Source organism: Ginsengibacter sp., from assembly GCF_057362405.1.
Map to the genome: position 1 here is coordinate 1 of NZ_JBMQQG010000084.1, position 16,653 is coordinate 16,653.

General features: G+C 38.2%; 13 protein-coding genes and 1 pseudogene. 10 read left to right on the plus strand and 4 right to left on the minus strand.

The window, feature by feature from the left end:
* Positions 1 to 243: pseudogene (locus tag ACO1O5_RS07425) on the plus strand (MFS transporter); the annotation flags it as partial.
* A gap of 93 nt (positions 244 to 336) precedes the next feature.
* Here ACO1O5_RS07425 and ACO1O5_RS07430 read toward each other — a convergent pair.
* On the minus strand, positions 337 to 1,224 hold the full coding sequence (locus ACO1O5_RS07430) for an AraC family transcriptional regulator (protein WP_486269205.1): 888 nt from the start codon (positions 1,222 to 1,224) through the stop codon (positions 337 to 339).
* 354 nt (positions 1,225 to 1,578) lie between these two features.
* Here ACO1O5_RS07430 and ACO1O5_RS07435 point away from each other — a divergent pair, with 354 nt between their 5' ends.
* The 9 genes from ACO1O5_RS07435 (at position 1,579) to ACO1O5_RS07475 (ending at position 14,224) form a co-directional block, all read left to right on the plus strand.
* Positions 1,579 to 2,868, plus strand: coding sequence for a glycoside hydrolase 5 family protein (locus tag ACO1O5_RS07435; RefSeq protein ID WP_486269206.1), 1,290 nt, complete (start codon positions 1,579 to 1,581; stop codon positions 2,866 to 2,868).
* 137 nt (positions 2,869 to 3,005) lie between these two features.
* Complete coding sequence (locus tag ACO1O5_RS07440) at positions 3,006 to 4,835, plus strand: sodium:solute symporter family protein (RefSeq protein WP_486269207.1); 1,830 nt, start codon at positions 3,006 to 3,008, stop codon at positions 4,833 to 4,835.
* A 35-nt stretch (positions 4,836 to 4,870) separates the two neighbouring features.
* The gene (locus ACO1O5_RS07445) at positions 4,871 to 6,100 is read left to right on the plus strand and encodes a glycoside hydrolase family 130 protein (protein ID WP_486269208.1); all 1,230 of its coding nucleotides are present in this window, start codon (positions 4,871 to 4,873) and stop codon (positions 6,098 to 6,100) included.
* On the plus strand, positions 6,078 to 7,361 hold the full coding sequence (locus ACO1O5_RS07450) for an AGE family epimerase/isomerase (RefSeq protein WP_486269209.1): 1,284 nt from the start codon (positions 6,078 to 6,080) through the stop codon (positions 7,359 to 7,361). The genes ACO1O5_RS07445 and ACO1O5_RS07450 overlap by 23 nt, the downstream gene beginning before the upstream one ends.
* A gap of 87 nt (positions 7,362 to 7,448) precedes the next feature.
* Positions 7,449 to 8,330, plus strand: a complete 882-nt coding sequence (locus ACO1O5_RS07455; RefSeq protein ID WP_486269210.1) for a sugar phosphate isomerase/epimerase family protein — start codon at positions 7,449 to 7,451, stop codon at positions 8,328 to 8,330.
* A 29-nt stretch (positions 8,331 to 8,359) separates the two neighbouring features.
* Complete coding sequence (locus tag ACO1O5_RS07460; protein WP_486269211.1) at positions 8,360 to 9,139, plus strand: NIPSNAP family protein; 780 nt, start codon at positions 8,360 to 8,362, stop codon at positions 9,137 to 9,139.
* Positions 9,140 to 9,149: 10 nt separating this feature from the next.
* Positions 9,150 to 10,661, plus strand: coding sequence for a TolB family protein (locus ACO1O5_RS07465; RefSeq protein WP_486269212.1), 1,512 nt, complete (start codon positions 9,150 to 9,152; stop codon positions 10,659 to 10,661).
* A 47-nt stretch (positions 10,662 to 10,708) separates the two neighbouring features.
* Positions 10,709 to 13,000 (plus strand): glycoside hydrolase family 3 N-terminal domain-containing protein, encoded by a 2,292-nt coding sequence (locus ACO1O5_RS07470; protein ID WP_486269213.1) that lies wholly within the window; start codon positions 10,709 to 10,711, stop codon positions 12,998 to 13,000.
* 15 nt (positions 13,001 to 13,015) lie between these two features.
* On the plus strand, positions 13,016 to 14,224 hold the full coding sequence (locus ACO1O5_RS07475) for a glycoside hydrolase family 27 protein (RefSeq protein ID WP_486269214.1): 1,209 nt from the start codon (positions 13,016 to 13,018) through the stop codon (positions 14,222 to 14,224).
* Between the two features lies 1 nt (position 14,225).
* Here ACO1O5_RS07475 and mgrA read toward each other — a convergent pair whose 3' ends face one another.
* The 3 genes from mgrA to ACO1O5_RS07490 all read right to left on the minus strand — a co-directional run.
* Positions 14,226 to 15,224, minus strand: a complete 999-nt coding sequence (mgrA, locus tag ACO1O5_RS07480; protein WP_486269215.1) for an L-glyceraldehyde 3-phosphate reductase — start codon at positions 15,222 to 15,224, stop codon at positions 14,226 to 14,228.
* An 88-nt stretch (positions 15,225 to 15,312) separates the two neighbouring features.
* Positions 15,313 to 16,290, minus strand: coding sequence for a transglutaminase family protein (locus ACO1O5_RS07485; RefSeq protein ID WP_486269216.1), 978 nt, complete (start codon positions 16,288 to 16,290; stop codon positions 15,313 to 15,315).
* Positions 16,291 to 16,299: 9 nt separating this feature from the next.
* Positions 16,300 to 16,653: alpha-E domain-containing protein (locus ACO1O5_RS07490; RefSeq protein ID WP_486269217.1), on the minus strand; the 354-nt coding region annotated here is incomplete at its 5' end.

Sequence of the window (16,653 nt, forward strand, 5' to 3'; positions counted from 1 at the left end):
ACTGTGTCAGATATGTTTCCTAAAAAAACAGTCGCATCAGTTACAGGCCTTGGCGGTATGTCCGGGTCAGTAGGAGGTATACTGATAGCATTACTGGCAGGCCTGCTATTTGATAAATATAAATTGATGGGCAATCTCGAAGCGGGATATTATATTATGTTTTTCATTTGCGGATTTGCTTACCTTTTTGCGTGGTTAATTATGCATCTGCTGGCGCCAAAAATGAAGATGGTTGACGTGTAATAAGTTGCTCCGGCAAGAATCAACGACAAGAGTAATATTGTACTGCTTCTTTTGTAGGACTTTCGTGATCAAACATAAAAAAGTACGAAAGACTTACACAAATTTCCTTACACCGTTAGATGTATAAGTTTGCCTGAATTCTTTTGGTGTGCTGTCTTTTTTCTTTTTAAAAATCCGGTTAAAATTAGACATGTTATTAAACCCACATTTATAAGCAATTTCGTTTATGCTGTTTGTTGTGTCGATCAGCATCCGTGATGCATGACCAAGGCGTACTTCATTCAATGTATCAATAAACGTTTTTCCTGTCCTGAATTTAAAAAACCTGCTCAACGATACTTCCGCCATGCCTGCAATTTTTGCGGCGTCACCTAATGTAATGTTTTCACTAAAATTATTATTTAAGAATGTCATAATCTTCTCTATCCGGCGGCTGTCGTACGAAGGTGTTTCGGTATTGAATGACAAATCAGAAAGGGTTCTTAAATTTCGAGAAGTTGATAGATCGTGAAGAACTGACATTAATTCCAGAACGGAGTCAAACCCATGTTTTAATGGTAGCTGTACTAGTCTGGGCATAATAGATGTGGCCGTGGCACGCGAAAATAATATACCTCTTGTGGATCGTTTCAAAAGAGTTCTTATAAAACTCATTTGATTGCGTTGTAAAAACTTTTCATCAAATAGATCGCGGTGAAATTGAATGGTAATTTCTTTGATCAGTTTTCCTTTACATTTATTGGAAAACCATCCGTGCTGCAGGTTCGGCCCTATCAGCACTAACTCGATATTGCCAATCTCTTCCATATGATCGCCAACAACACGTTTTGCACCTGCTGCATTTTGAATAAAATTCAATTCATATTCATCATGAAAATGAAGGGGAAAATCAAATTCTCTTTTGGTTCTTGAAAAAATAGTGAAGCAATCACTTTGGGTAAGAGGGGTAATTTCTCTTAGTATTTTGGTGGAGTGATTCATATTCAAAATCGCTAGGTGTTAAAAATACATTAATAAAATATCAGGAACAAAATTCTAATTTAATCTAATAAATTTTATACAAATGCGGGACTTAGACAAAAAAAATAAATTATTATAAAGTAATAAAGTATGATGAAAAGGTAAAATAGTATTAATTGAAAGATGGAAATTTAAATACTTTTGAAACAATAAAAGATTGGATTGAAACGAATGATAATGGCTACCTGAACTCTAATGACACGATTGCAGATTTTTCCAAATAGAACTTGGGTACTGTTTTTAAATGGTTTTAACCAATCCTTTTTATCTGGCTTCTTTAATTCCCCCTGGTTTATAGAAAATTAAATTCCTAATATGGCGAAAAGTGCGCTCTTATTTTTATTCAGTCTTTTTTTTATTCAATTCACATCGGCTCAATCTTCCTTTATAAGAGTTAAAGGAAGCCACTTTTATCGTAACGACCAACCTGATTATTACATTGGAACCAACTACTGGTATGGAGGCCTGCTCGCTCTTAAAGAAGATAAGAAAAATGGGATTGACAGGTTGAGAAAAGAACTTGACTTTTTGCAAAAGAATGGAGTTACAAATGTTCGCGTGTTAGGTGGTTCAGAAGGCAGTGGTTTGATAAATGGGGTGCGTAGGGTGGGCCCTCCGATACAGCCGGAGGAAGGTGTTTTTGATCCCAACTTTTTGAGAGGGATGGACGCACTTTTGGTTGAATTAAGTAAAAGAAAAATGACAGCAGTAATTTACCTGAGTAATAACTGGAACTGGAGCGGTGGATTTCTTCAATACCTCAAATGGAATGGATTGATTCCGGATTCGGCGTTTAATTCTAATATACCCTGGAGCACACTGGGTGAATACACCAGCAAATTTTATGATTGCGAAAAATGTAAAGCCGAATACTTTAACCAGGTTAAATATATCGTTAGCCATACCAATACTATCAACCATAAGAAATATTCGGAAGAGCCCGCAATTATGGCCTGGGAAATAGCTAACGAACCAAGACCTATGGCGTCTCATGCGGTAAAATCATATATAAAATTTATTAGGAGTACTGCGGATTACATAAAAAAACTTGATCTGAACCACCTGGTTACAACAGGTACAGAAGGATACATGAGCACCGAAAGTATCGCATTGTATAAAGAAATTAATAGCTATAAAAACATTGACTATCTAACGATTCATATCTGGCCCAAAAACTGGTCGTGGTTCAAGGGCCAGGACATTGCCGGCGGAATGGATAGCGTTATAAGCAAAACAATTGCGTACCTGGATGCACACAGAAAAATTGCACAGGAATTAAATAAGCCATTAGTGATTGAAGAATTTGGTTTGCCAAGAGATGGTCATTCATTTGATATCAATTCTCCTACAACTTATCGTGATACTTATTACAAAACTATCTTTAAAGAATGGTTGAAAAGTAAGCGTACTAACCGAGTGCTGGCAGGTGTTAATTTTTGGGCATTTGGCGGTACTGCCCGGCCAATAAAGGGGCAAATTATGTGGAAAGAAGGTGATGAATATATGGGCGATCCGCCCATGGAAGAGCAGGGGTTAAACACCGTTTTTGATTCAGATGAAAGTACCTGGGCTCTCATTCATTCCTTTACCGGGAAAGCAAAATGAAAAATGATTGCATTGCTGAACGGCCTGGCAAAGCGGCGCTGAATCATGAAAGACTGGCCGGTAATTAATTAATTAGTACTTGAAGGATATCCTGAAATTTTATTTCTTAAAACTATATTCACCTGCCAGAAGCCCAAATGAAATTACGAGCTATAGATATTGCAATAGTTGCCCTGTATCTTATGATGATGTTGATGCTGGGTTGGTTGCTGCGCAAAAAAGCAAGGCGGAACAAGGAAAGTTATTTAATGGGCGGAAAGAAACTGCCGTGGTATTTACTCGGGTTAAGCGATGCGGCAGATATGTTCGATATAAGCGGCACTATGTGGATGGTGTCTTTGTGTTTTATCTATGGATTAAAGAGTATTTGGATACCCTGGCTGTGGCCCGTGTTCAACCAGGTATTTAATATGATGTTTTTAGCGAAATGGCTACGCCGTTCCAATGCCGACACCGGCGCAGAATGGCTCGCAACCCGCTTTGGACTTAAAGGCAGGGGTGTAACTTCCTCTCATAGTGTAGTAGTAGCTTTTGCTTTAATAGGCTGCCTCGGATTTCTCGCCTATGGCTTTATAGGACTCGGAAAGTTTATAGAGATTTTTGTTCCGTTTAATTTAGTCCAACCTTATATTCCTTTTCATATAGCTCCTCAATACGTGGCCCATTTTTACGGAATAATATTTACGCTTTTCGCCATGTTTTATTCTATTCTCGGTGGCATGCGTAGTATTGTTTTGGGCGATCTTATCAAATATATTATAATGACCGTTGGTTGCGTGGCTATTGCGATAATTGCTTTTTTGCATTTACAAGGCCATACATTAAATGTGCCCAAAGGCTGGAGCAATCCATTTTTCGGCTGGCATTTAAACTTAAACTGGTCGGGCATTATTGCAGACGCCAATAAAAAAATTGCTGGTGATGGCTATGGTCTTTTCGGACTTTTTTTTATGATGATGCTATTTAAAGGAGTTTTTTCGAGTTTAGCCGGGCCCGCACCAAATTATGATATGCAAAAAATATTATCAACCAAATCGCCGAAAGAAGCTTCCAAGATGACGGGATTCGTTTCCATTGTGCTGTTGCCAATAAGGTATTTAATGATTATTGGTTTAACTGTTCTTGCATTATTATATTTTAATCAGCTCGATCTTTCGGATGGGATAGGACACACAGATTTTGAAAGAATCTTACCTGGCGCCATTAATAGTTTTTTACCCGTTGGAATTTTAGGTTTAGTTCTCACGGGGTTGTTGGGTGCATTTATGGGAACCTTCTCAGGAACTATGAATGCAGCCCAGGCCTACATTGTAAACGACATCTATCTTAAATATATTAATCCCAATGCGCCAAATAAAAAAGTTATTTATATGAACTATCTCTCAGGAATAGTTGTTGTTGCCATTGGAGTCCTGCTTGGATTTTTCACAAAAGATGTCAACAGTATTTTACAATGGATTGTTTCCGGCCTTTATGGTGGTTACATAGCTTCCAATGTTCTTAAATGGTATTGGTGGCGTTTTAATGCCAATGGATTTTTCTGGGGAATGCTTGCCGGAATAGCCGGAGCATTGGTATTTTCAAGGTTTTTCGATGGAATACAATTTCTTTATTATTTCCCGGTTCTGTTTCTAATATCAATTGCTGGTTGTCTTGTTGGTACTTATGCAGCACCGCCAACAGAAACAGATGTATTAATAAATTTTTACAAAACAGTTCGCCCGTGGGGGTTTTGGAAACCTATACATTTATTGGTAGTAAATGAGAACCCCTCTTTTGTGGCTAACAAGAGGTTTAAGCTTGATATGTTTAATGTAATGTTGGGTATCATCGCTCAGTTATGCCTTACTATTTTACCAATGTATGTTGTTTTGTGGATGAAACTGCCCCTATTCGTAACCGTTATAATACTTGCAGTAATTATGATAATACTTAAAAGAACATGGTGGAATAAATTAGAAGACTAAAACATAAAAATTTTATCTAAAGCAATCATTTAAAAATGAGCACATATTTTCAAAACAGGGTAAATGCTTTAAAGAAATCTTTTGATGGCTTGATCATTAAGAAAAACAATCCGATTGGATCTGTCAATGGAATTTATGAACGTTTTGAGAACCCTGTACTTACGGCGGCACATACACCACTTACGTGGCGTTTCGATTTCAATGAAAAAACGAATCCTTTTTTTATGGAGAGATTCGGCATAAACGCTGTTTTTAATTCGGGGGCTATGAAATTCCACAATAAATATGTGTTGGTGCCAAGAGTGGAAGGCGCAGACAGGAAATCTTTTTTTGCTGTAGCGGAAAGTGATAACGGGATAGATAATTTTAAATTTTGGGATTATCCAATTTTATTGCCTTCGTCAAATGAGCCGGAGACCAATATATATGACATGCGTTTGGTTCAACATGAAGACGGATGGATTTATGGAATCTTCTGCACAGAGCGTAGAGACGAAACGGCACCCGAAGGCGATCAGTCGGCAGCTATAGCTCAATGTGGAATAGCCCGCACTAAGGACCTCGTAGAATGGGAACGGCTTCCCAACCTAAAAACCAGCTCGCCACAACAAAGAAACGTAGTGTTGCATCCGGAATTTTATAATAATCAATATGCCTTTTACACGCGGCCGCAAGATAGTTTTATAGACGCAGGAAACGGTGGTGGCATTGGCTTTGGAGTTTGCGACGACATTAAAAACGCGGTGATTGAAAAAGAAATCGTGATTGATAGAAAGAAGTATCACACGGTTTATGAGGCAAAAAATGGCGCCGGCCCCGCTCCTCTTAAAACCGAAAAAGGTTGGTTGCACCTGGCACATGGCGTAAGAAATACCGCGGCCGGCCTTCGCTACGTACTATATATGTTCATGACGGATCTAAATGATTTAACAAAAATAATAAATAAACCAGGTGGCTATTTCATAGCGCCCGAAGATGATGAAAGGGTAGGTGATGTTTCCAACGTTATTTTTAGCAACGGTTGGATTGCCGATGAGGACGGAAAAGTTTTCATTTATTACGCGTCTTCTGATTTAAGAACTCATGTTGCGGTAACAACAATTGAAAAACTGTTGGATTATGTTATCAATACACCCGAAGATGGCTATACTTCTGAGGCATCTGTGAAAACAGTAACCGATATTATTTATAAAAACCTCGAAGAAGAATATAACGCCAACGAAGAAACGCAGATGCCGGGTTATGCTAATAAAAAAATTGTTTGATCTGGATTTGCTTACAAGCAACGATATTGACCTGGTAGAGCAATTGAAGCAATATGAACGAGAATTGCAAAATGAGTTGTCGGATACTCTAAACTATTGGCAACAATATACGGTTGATCATGAGTTTGGAGGATTTTATGGCAGGTTGGATAATTCTAATAAAACATTTCCCGATGCCCCGAAAGGTTCAGTTTTAAACAGCAGGATATTATGGACATTTTCAGCAGCTTACAATCTCACTGGTAATAAGATATATTTAGATACCGCCTGGCGGGCTTTTAAGTATATCAGTGATTTTTTTATCGATGAAGTAAATGGCGGCGTTTTTTGGAGTGTTGATTACAAAGGAAATCCATTAGGTACAAAAAAACACGTCTATGCGTTATCATTTGCTATTTATGGGCTGAGTGAATTTTTCCTGGCAACTAAAGATGAAAGGGCAAAAGAAGATGCTATAAAACTGTACCATCTTATTGTTGAGCATAGTCATGATAGGACGGATGGCGGTTATATCGAAGCATTGTCTACTGACTGGAATACTATAGAAGATTTGCGCCTGAGCGAAAAGGATGCCAATGAAAAAAAATCGATGAATACCCATTTGCATGTGCTGGAAGGTTTTGCCAATCTCTACCGTATATGGCCACACGAAGAATTAAAAAGCAGCATTGAAGAATTAATCCATATTTTTCTCAATCGTATCATCGATAAAAATACCCATCATCTCAATTTATTTTTTGATGAACGATGGAATGTAAAGTCTCATATTATTTCTTATGGGCATGATATTGAAGCGGCGTGGCTGGTGCAGGAAGCAGCGGAAATAATTGCTGACAGCCATTTGACAACCAAAGTAAAAATGCAATCTGTGCAAATAGCAAATGCTGCAACAGAGGGGCTTGACAAAGATGGCGGCTTATGGTACGAATATGATGTGAATGGAGGTAGGCTCGTTAAAGAAAAGCATTGGTGGCCGCAGGCTGAAAGCATGATAGGCTTTTTCAATGCATGGCAAATTACAGGTAATGAAAATTACCTGGAAAGATCCATAAAAAGCTGGCAGTTCATCAAAGCCCATATTATTGATAAAAAAAATGGTGAATGGTTTTGGGGCGTTAAAGAAAATTATATTGTAATGAATGAAGATAAGGTGGGAATTTGGAAATGCCCGTATCATAACAGCAGGGCTAGTATTGAGTTGATAAAAAGAATAGATAATGCTACCGGTGATAAAAAAGTGACACTGAAAAATGCAGAATAGTTTTTTTATAAATAATAAAACAGACCGCTGCTTAAAAATGAGTAAATTGGACGGCTAATTATTCATTCAATTATTAAATTTAATACGATGGCTACAAGAAGGAGTTTTTTAAAATCAACCTCAATACTTTCTGCAGGATTATATATGGCCCCATCTGCATTCGCACCTAAATCGCAGTTAATAGGATTGCAGCTTTATACGGTGAGAGACGCGATGGAAAAGGATCCTGAAGCTACACTGGCCAGGGTTGCTCAAATTGGTTATACCTCAGTAGAAGGCGCTACTTACACGGGTACTGAAAAATTTTATGGTATGAGCCCGGCTGCATTTAAAAAAGTATTAAAAAAGAATGGCCTTGTAATGCCAAGCAGTCATTACCGCTTAGGTGAGGTAAAAGATAAAGGTGAAATTGTAAAGGGCACCATGCTGCACGATTGGGATAAAGCTGTAAATGATGCAGCAGAACTAGGACTAAAATATATGGTTTGTGCATGGCTTGACGAAAAAGAGCGTGGTACTTTAGATCATTATAAATATGTGGCAGATCAGTTAAATATTGCCGGAGAAAGATGTAAAAAATCGGGTATCCAGCTATGTTATCACAACCATAACTTCGAATTTGAAAAGCAGGGAGATACTTATCCTTACGACATCTTATTAGGCAGCGATAAAAACCTTGTGAAGATGGAAATTGATTTGTACTGGGTAAAAAAAGCAGGGCAGGATGCTATTAAACTTTTTAATGAACATCCCGGGAGGTTTCCATTGTGGCATGTAAAAGACATGGACAATACGCCTGAACAAAATTTTACTGAAGTAGGAAGCGGGGTCATCGATTTTAAAGAAATTTTCAAATATAAAAACCTGGCCGGAATGAAATACTTTTTTGTAGAAGAAGATAAATGCCCCGGTTCCCCGTTCGATAGCATTACTAAAAGTATCAACTATATAAAAAAGAATTTAGTTTAAAATTTAATAACAGTTTAATTTATAAAAAAATGATTGCTACAATTAAAGCTGGTTTTATAGCCGCTTTGTTCCTAACCTTCTCTTTATCCTCATTTGCAAAAGGTCCTCGTGATTTATATCAAATAAAAATTTACCATTGTAAAAATGATACTCAGTTAAAACAGGTAAACGATTATCTTGAAAATGATTACCTGCCTGCATTGCATCGGTTTAACGTAAAAAATATCGGCGTATTTACACCAATTGGTAATGATACAGCCTCGGTTAAATTAGTTTATGTTTTGATACCTTTTAAATCTGAAGAAGAATGGTTGAAGATCGACCAAAATCTTTTAAAAGATGTTACCTATGCAGCCGCTGCAAAAGATTTTCTTGCGGCCCCAGCCGACGCTGCTCCTTACGAAAGAATGGAATCTATTTTATTGGAAGCATTTGAAGCGCAGCAGAAATTATTATTGCCAGCTACAAAAAATGCAGACAGGGTTTTCGAACTAAGAAGTTATGAAAGTCCCACTGAAAATTTGTTGGCAAAGAAGATGGCGATGTTTAATAAAGATGAAATAAATATTTTTAATAGGCTTGGGTTCAATCCTGTTTTTTATGGACGCGTTTTATCAGGAAGTCATATGCCTAATCTTATGTACATGCCAATCTTTAATAGCGTAGAAGAGAGAAATGCGCAATGGAAAGTTTTTGGCAATGACGCAAAATGGAAAGAAATATCTGCGGATCCTGCCAATGAAAATAAAGTTTCTGTTTCTCATATCGATAGTATTTTAATGCACGGTACTTCTTATTCAGATTATTAAATCTTAAATTATGCAATTCAAATTTTCACGCTTAAAATTTTTATTATTGACCATTAGCACATTATCCGGAATAAATTCATTTTCACAAAAGTTGGGCGAATTTGATGGGCAAAATGATGTAGGTAAAATATTACATGCTGGCAGTGGAATTTATAATTCTTCTACCGGAGATTATCTATTATCCGGGTCCGGGACCAACATTTGGTTCACCCACGATGACTTTCATTATGTTTGGAAAAAGATGAAAGGAAATTTTATCCTGCAGGCAAGAGGCCATCTTATTGGTAAAGGTGTAGAAGAACACCGAAAATTCGGATGGATGGTGCGTGCAAACGTTGATAGCACATCACCGATGGTTGCGGCAACAATTCATGGGGATGGACTCACGTCACTTCAATACAGGAAAATGGATAAAACAAATGTTGAAGAAACAAAGTTTACCATTAGTGCGCCTGATGTAATTCAATTGGAAAGAAAAGGAACTCAATACATCATGTCGGTTGCTCATTTTGGTGAGCCCTTTGTAACGCAGAAAATAACAGATGTTGACCTGGGTGATGATGTGTATGTCGGGCTATTTATCTGCTCCCACAATAAAGACGTTGTAGAAAAAGTATCGTTCGATAATGTAAGAGTTATTGTTCCTGCCAAAGACGACTTTGTTCCTTATAAAGATTATATCGGCAGCAGCATTGAAACGATGGATGTATTTACAGGTAAGCGCCAAATTTTATACAATTCGCCAAAATCGTTGCAGGCACCTAACTGGACACGCGATGGAAAAAGTTTGATTTACAATACGGAAGGATTAATGTATCGGTTTAATCTTCAAACCCACAAGTCTGTCTTGATCAATACCGGTAATGTGAAAAGCAATAATAACGATCATGTAATTTCTTTTGACGGCAAGATGCTTGGATTAAGTGCCAAAAGTCCTGACGGTAAGATTAATTCTGTGGTGTATACCGTTCCAATAAATGGTGGAATTCCAAAGCAAATTACCCCGACAGCTCTTTCTTATTTTCATGGCTGGTCGCCGGATGGTAAATGGCTAACGTTTACGGGTCAACGAAATAATGATTTTGATATTTATAAAATTCCTTCCGCTGGTGGCGAAGAAATCCAACTCACCAAATCTCCCGGTCTCGATGATGGGTCAGAATTTAGTCCCGATGGAAAATACATTTATTTCAATTCAACCAGGAATGGCCTCATGCAGCTGTGGCGCATGAACACCGATGGCAGTGATCAGCAACAATTGACTAATGATGAATACAACAACTGGTTTGCACATGCTTCTCCCGATGGCAAGTGGATTGTGTGTTTATCATTTTCAAAAGATATCAACCCAGACGAGCACCCTTTTTACAAACATGTTTACTTGCGCATGATGCCTGCCTCCGGCGGTGATCTTAAAGTGATTGCATACTTATATGGAGGACAGGGCTCTATAAACACCCCATCATGGTCCCCGGATAGCAAAAAAATTGCGTTTGTAAGTAACAGTGATGCAATAAAATAATTCAACTGAAATTTTTAATAAAGATTTTTAAACCAAGCGAGCTAAATATGAGATGCGTATGTAACTGCAAACGATCAATTCTTTTTTTAATCATTGCCTTTGCGGCATTGCCTATAATAACTGAAGCGCAGCAATCAAAGGATCCCGCCATCGATGCGAAAGTGAGTGCCTTGTTAAAGCAAATGACATTAGAGGAAAAAGTGGGTCAAATGGCACAAGTGTCAATTGAATCATTGGGAAAGATAAGAAATGGAAATTTTGTTTTTGAACAGGATACTTTTAAGAAAGCGGTTATTAATTATAAAATCGGGTCAATCCTCAATACACCCGGTTTGCAAAATGCTCAACAATGGAATAACATTATTGAAAAAATACAAAACACGACTAAAGAAACCAGGTTAAAAATCCCGATCTTATATGGATTAGACGACAATCACGGTGTCAACTACGTTGCCGGTGCAACTTTGTTTCCGCAGGAAATTGGCCAGGCGGCAACATGGAATCCGCAACTGATTTTTAATGCCGGCGTAATCACAGCGTACGAGTCGAGGGCGGCGAGCGTGCCGTGGACTTATTCACCTGTGTTGGATTTAGGCACAAATCCGGAGTGGCCGCGTATTTGGGAAGATTATGGCGAAGATCCCTATCTAAGCTCGCAAATGGGTGTTGCATTTGTACACGGTGTTCAGGACCCAATAGGAAGCAAAGAAAAGCTTGTTGTTAGTCTTAAACATTATATGGCTTATTCCGACCCAAAATCGGGCCACGACAGAACGGACGCATGGATACCTGAGAATTATTTGCGTGAATACCATTTGCCTCCCTTTCAGGCATGCGTAGACGCAAATGCAAGGACCGTTATGGTCAACTCCGCTTTAATTAATGGAATACCTACGCACATCAATAAACATATCCTTACTGATATCCTCAAAAACGAACTGGGCTTTACTGGATTTATTGTAAGCGACTGGCAGGATATTGAAAATGTTTATAGGCGTGACCATATTACAAAAGACATTAAAGGCGCCATCATGCTAGCCATTAATGCGGGTATTGATATGTCGATGATTCCTTACAATTACCAGGAATTCTGCACTGATTTAATCGCTTTGGTTAAAGAGGGCAAAGTTTCCATGGGTCGGATAAATGATGCGGTTACACGAATATTGAGAGTTAAAGAAGAATTGAAACTCTTCGATACTCCAATTACCTATTTAAAGGATTATCCAAAATTTGGAAGCGCGGAATTTGAGAAAGCATCTTATAACACTGCCGCCGAATCTATAACACTTCTTAAGAATACAAACAATGTATTGCCATTACCTAAAACTGCGAAAGTATTGGTAACCGGTCCTAACGCAAACTCTATGCGCACATTAAATGGTGGATGGACCTATACTTGGCAGGGAGAAAAAACTGACGAGTATGCTGAAAAGTATCATACGATTTTGGAAGCAGTTCAGAAAAAATTTGGGCCTACCAATGTTTTATATGAAAAGGGCGTTGCCTATAATATGCAAGGACAATATTACCAGGATTCAATTGTTGATATTGACGCTGCTGTAAGCGCCGCTGCAAAAGTTGACTACGTTTTATTATGCATCGGGGAAAATAGTTATACTGAAACACCCGGTAACCTGGACGATCTGACCTTATCCCGTAACCAGCTTTTATTAGCAAGTGCCATGATCAAAACAGGTAAACCAGTAATTTTTATTTTAAACGAAGGCAGGCCAAGAATCATTAATGATGTGGAACCCGGAGCTGCGGCCATTCTTGATATTTATCTTCCTTCCAATTATGGCGCCGACGCCCTGGCGGATATTCTTACAGGGGATGTAAATCCAAGTGGTAAACTGCCCATTACCTATCCGCGTTTTACAAATTCGTTGGTTCCATACATTCACAAACCTTCGGAAGGTGAGGGCAATCCGCAGGGCGGAGATTATAATCCGCAATACCAATTTGGTTTCGGATTATCCTATACAACTTTTGAATACAGCAATCTAACTATTGATAAGAAAATTTATTCACCTAACGGAACCGCAACTATAAATGTGACCGTTAAAAATTCGGGTAGCCGTGACGGTAAGGAAGTAGTTGAATTGTTTGTTTCTGATCTCATTGCCTCGCTCACACCAGATGTAAAAAGGCTAAGAGGATTTGAGAAAGTTGATTTGAAAGCGGGAGAATCTAAAACAGTAACATTTAAACTTCCTTTAAAAGACCTGGCATTTGTAAATAGCGATAATAAAAAAACACTTGAAGCGGGTGATTTTAAAATTGCAATTGCCAATCAAACCGCCTTGTTTACTGTAGATAAAACAGTTGTTTATTAATATTAAAAGTTGATTATGAAACTTAAATTCTTCTTCGCACTGTTGATTGTTAGCTGTACCAAACTATATGCGCAAAAATATGACGGGCTTGCTATGACGCCGCCAATGGGATGGAATAGCTGGAATACTTTCCAGACAAATATCAGCGATTCATTAGTAAGAGGGATAGCAGACGTAATGGTTTCTTCGGGCATGAAGGATGCAGGCTACACTTACCTTGTGTTGGATGATGGATGGATGGCGATGGAAAGAGATAAGGTTACTGGCGATCTCGTTCCTGATCCGAAAAAATTTCCAAACGGAATGAAAGCTTTGGTTGAATATGTTCATTCAAAAGGCTTGAAGTTTGGACTATACAATTGCGCCGGAACAAAAACCTGTGCAGGCTTTCCGGGCACGAGAGGATACGAATACCAGGATGCAAGATTTTATGAAGCGCTGGGCATTGATTATTTAAAATTTGATTGGTGTTATGCTGATGGAATCAATGCGAAGGAAGCCTATAACACAATGAGCAAGGCATTAAAACTGGCAGGGCGTCAGATTGTATTCAGCCTTTGCGAATGGGGAACTAATAAACCATGGGAATGGGCAGAAAATGTAGGCGAGCTTTGGCGGACAACCGGTGATATTTCAGCACTCTTCGACGGTGTTATAGATCATGGAACCTGGAAACAATTAGGCGTAATGCCAATTGTCGATCTTCAACAAGGCTTGAGAAAATATGCAGGCCCGGGCCATTGGAACGATCCTGATATGCTGGAGGTAGGTAACGGTATGAGCGTAGCCGAAGATAGGTCTCATTTTTCATTGTGGTGCATGCTGGCAGCACCATTGATTGCCGGAAACGATTTAAGAAAAATGACAAAAGAAACGAATGTTATTCTTACTAATAAAGAAATTATAGCAATAGACCAGGATGCGGCAGGCATGGAAGGATTTTTATATAAATCTAAAGACAGCCTGGAAATTTACGTGAAACCTTTAAGCAACGATGATTGGGCGGTTTGTTTTTTGAACAGGTCACATTCTCCAATGAAAGTAAATTTTAACTGGAAGGCTGAGGTTATTACTGACACACTTTTCAATAAGACAATGAATGCCAATGAACACTCTTATAAGATCAGGAATCTTTGGGCGATGAATAATATGGGTGACACGCAAAAGCCGTTGACGGCAATGCTGCCTTCTCACGATGTAATTGTACTAAGGTTGGTAAAGTAATTTATTCCTTGAGAATGTTTTCAATACGTTCTAATTCTTCTTTTGAAAAATTGAAATTCTTTATAGCTCCTATTACATCAGTTACCTGCTTTGGTTTGCTGGCACCAAGAATTACTGAAGTAATCCGGTCATCTTTTAAGACCCACGCAATAGCCATTTGAGCCAACGATTGATTTCTTTCTGTAGCGATTGCATTTAATTTTTTTGCCTTTTCTATAACTTCTTTAGAAACCTGTGATTCAGTTATAGCACCGTTTTCCAAATGTCTTCCTACTCTCGAATCTTTTGGAATTCCCTTTAAATATTTATTGGTAAGTATTCCCTGCGCAAGAGAGGAAAACGTAATGCAACCTACTTTTTCTCTTCCTAAAACATCTAATAAACCATCTTCAACCCAACGATCAAGCATTGAATATCTTGGCTGGTGGATTAAACATGGCGTGCCCAATTCTTTCAACATCCTTATTGCTCTTTCTGCTTCGGCCGGTTGATAGCTTGATATGCCAACATATAAAGCTTTACCCTGTCGCACGATAAGATCGAGTGCTGTCATAGTTTCTTCCAATGGAGTGTCAGGATCCGGACGATGGTGATAAAAGATATCAACATAATCCAACCCCATTCTTTGCAGACTTTGGTCAAGACTTGCAACGAGATATTTTTTAGAGCCCCAATCGCCATAAGGACCATCCCACATTTTATAACCCGCCTTCGATGAAATAATTAATTCATCCCGGTAGGGTTTAAAATCTTTCTTAAATATTTTTCCAAAAGTAGTTTCACCGGCGCCCGGCGGAGGGCCATAGTTATTGGCAAGATCGAAGTGTGTGATACCGTTATCAAATGCGGTGTGCAAAATTTTTCTGCAATTTTCAAAATCATCTATCTCGCCAAAGTTGTGCCAGAGGCCCAGGGAAACTAATGGCAGCATCACGCCACTATTGCCACAGCGGCGGTATTGCATTTGATCGTATCGGTTTGTACCAGCTGTATAGCTCATATTTGCAATTTAAGGTGTGAATGCGTTTAACCATCAAAGTTAGTTAAACGGCTGAACGCTTGTTACTATTGTTATTTTATTGTTATTGTTATTGTTGCTGTTGTTGTTGTTGCTTCTGCTGTGCCTCGATAAAATACCTGTAAGAGTTAACAGGTTCGCCTGGATTTTTTGTTTGGTAACTAAACTTGGGCGCACCATTTTTTTCAAATTTTTTATTTGAGTTTCCATCATGTATTTCTACAAATACTTCCAGTTTGTGGTCGCCTGATCCTTTATAAGTGCCTTTTACAGGAGTGCAGTCTGCAAAATCTCGCCCGGTGGCAAGGCGAACATGGCCATCATTTACAACACAGTTGTTCGTTGGATCAAGACCCAGCCATCCGTAATTGGGAATGTAAGCCTCCACCCACGCATGGGTTGCGCCTTCGCCACGCATTTCTTTATCCTTAGGACAAATATAACCGCTTACATATCGCGAAGGAATTTGAAACATGCGAAGAAAAATTAATAAAATGTGCGCAAAATCCTGGCAAACGCCTGCCTTCAATTGCCATACCTCTTCCGTTTTAGATTCTACATTAGTGATACCTTTTTGATACGTGAAGTTATTATAAACATATTCAGAAAGGGCGGTTGCATTTTGCAGAGGAGTATTTTCTTCATTCACAAAATCATTCAATATATTTTTTATTTCAGTACTGGAAGGAAATATTTCTGGTTTCAAAAAATCCATATATGCAGTATGGTGTTTTAAATTTTTCAGCAGTTCCCATTGGTCCGATGCATTCATATCATCAATTGGGAACGTAATAGGTTTGGTTATAACATCCACAACAGACTCTATTATTAAACTTTTATGCGGCTTAATAATAGAAAAGACACCAATATGATTTCCGAAATAATCCACAAAGGTTTCTACCACGGGATCATGTGAAATTTTAATTACCTGGTTCCGTACTTCCAACAGGCTATCGACTACCGGATACAACATAATCTGGTTAGTACAATCTATAACAGTAGATGAGTAAGAATAAAGTGTAACATGTTTTATTTTAAAAGAAGGCATTGTGATGTATTAAGAATTACCAAAATAAGTTTTACTAAAGGTTGCGGAGATTTCAAAAAGGTCAAGTCTTGTTTGAAATAAAAAAGCATCCAATTCTTTTATGTCAATATCAAGCACATTGCTATATTTAATGTTGTTCATGGTTTTGCCAATCAGAAATTCAAGTTTTTCATAGTTTTCAGGAAGGCTTTCAGCCCGTAACCTTGAAAAATATTTATATAATCTTTCCATGCTGTATAAAATTGAATGAGGAAAATCTGTATTATATAAAATAAGGTCGAGGATATGTTTTTTTGTAAAACTGCCCTTATATGTTTTTAGGTATACTTCAAAACCAAATAGTGAATACAACAGGTATCTTAA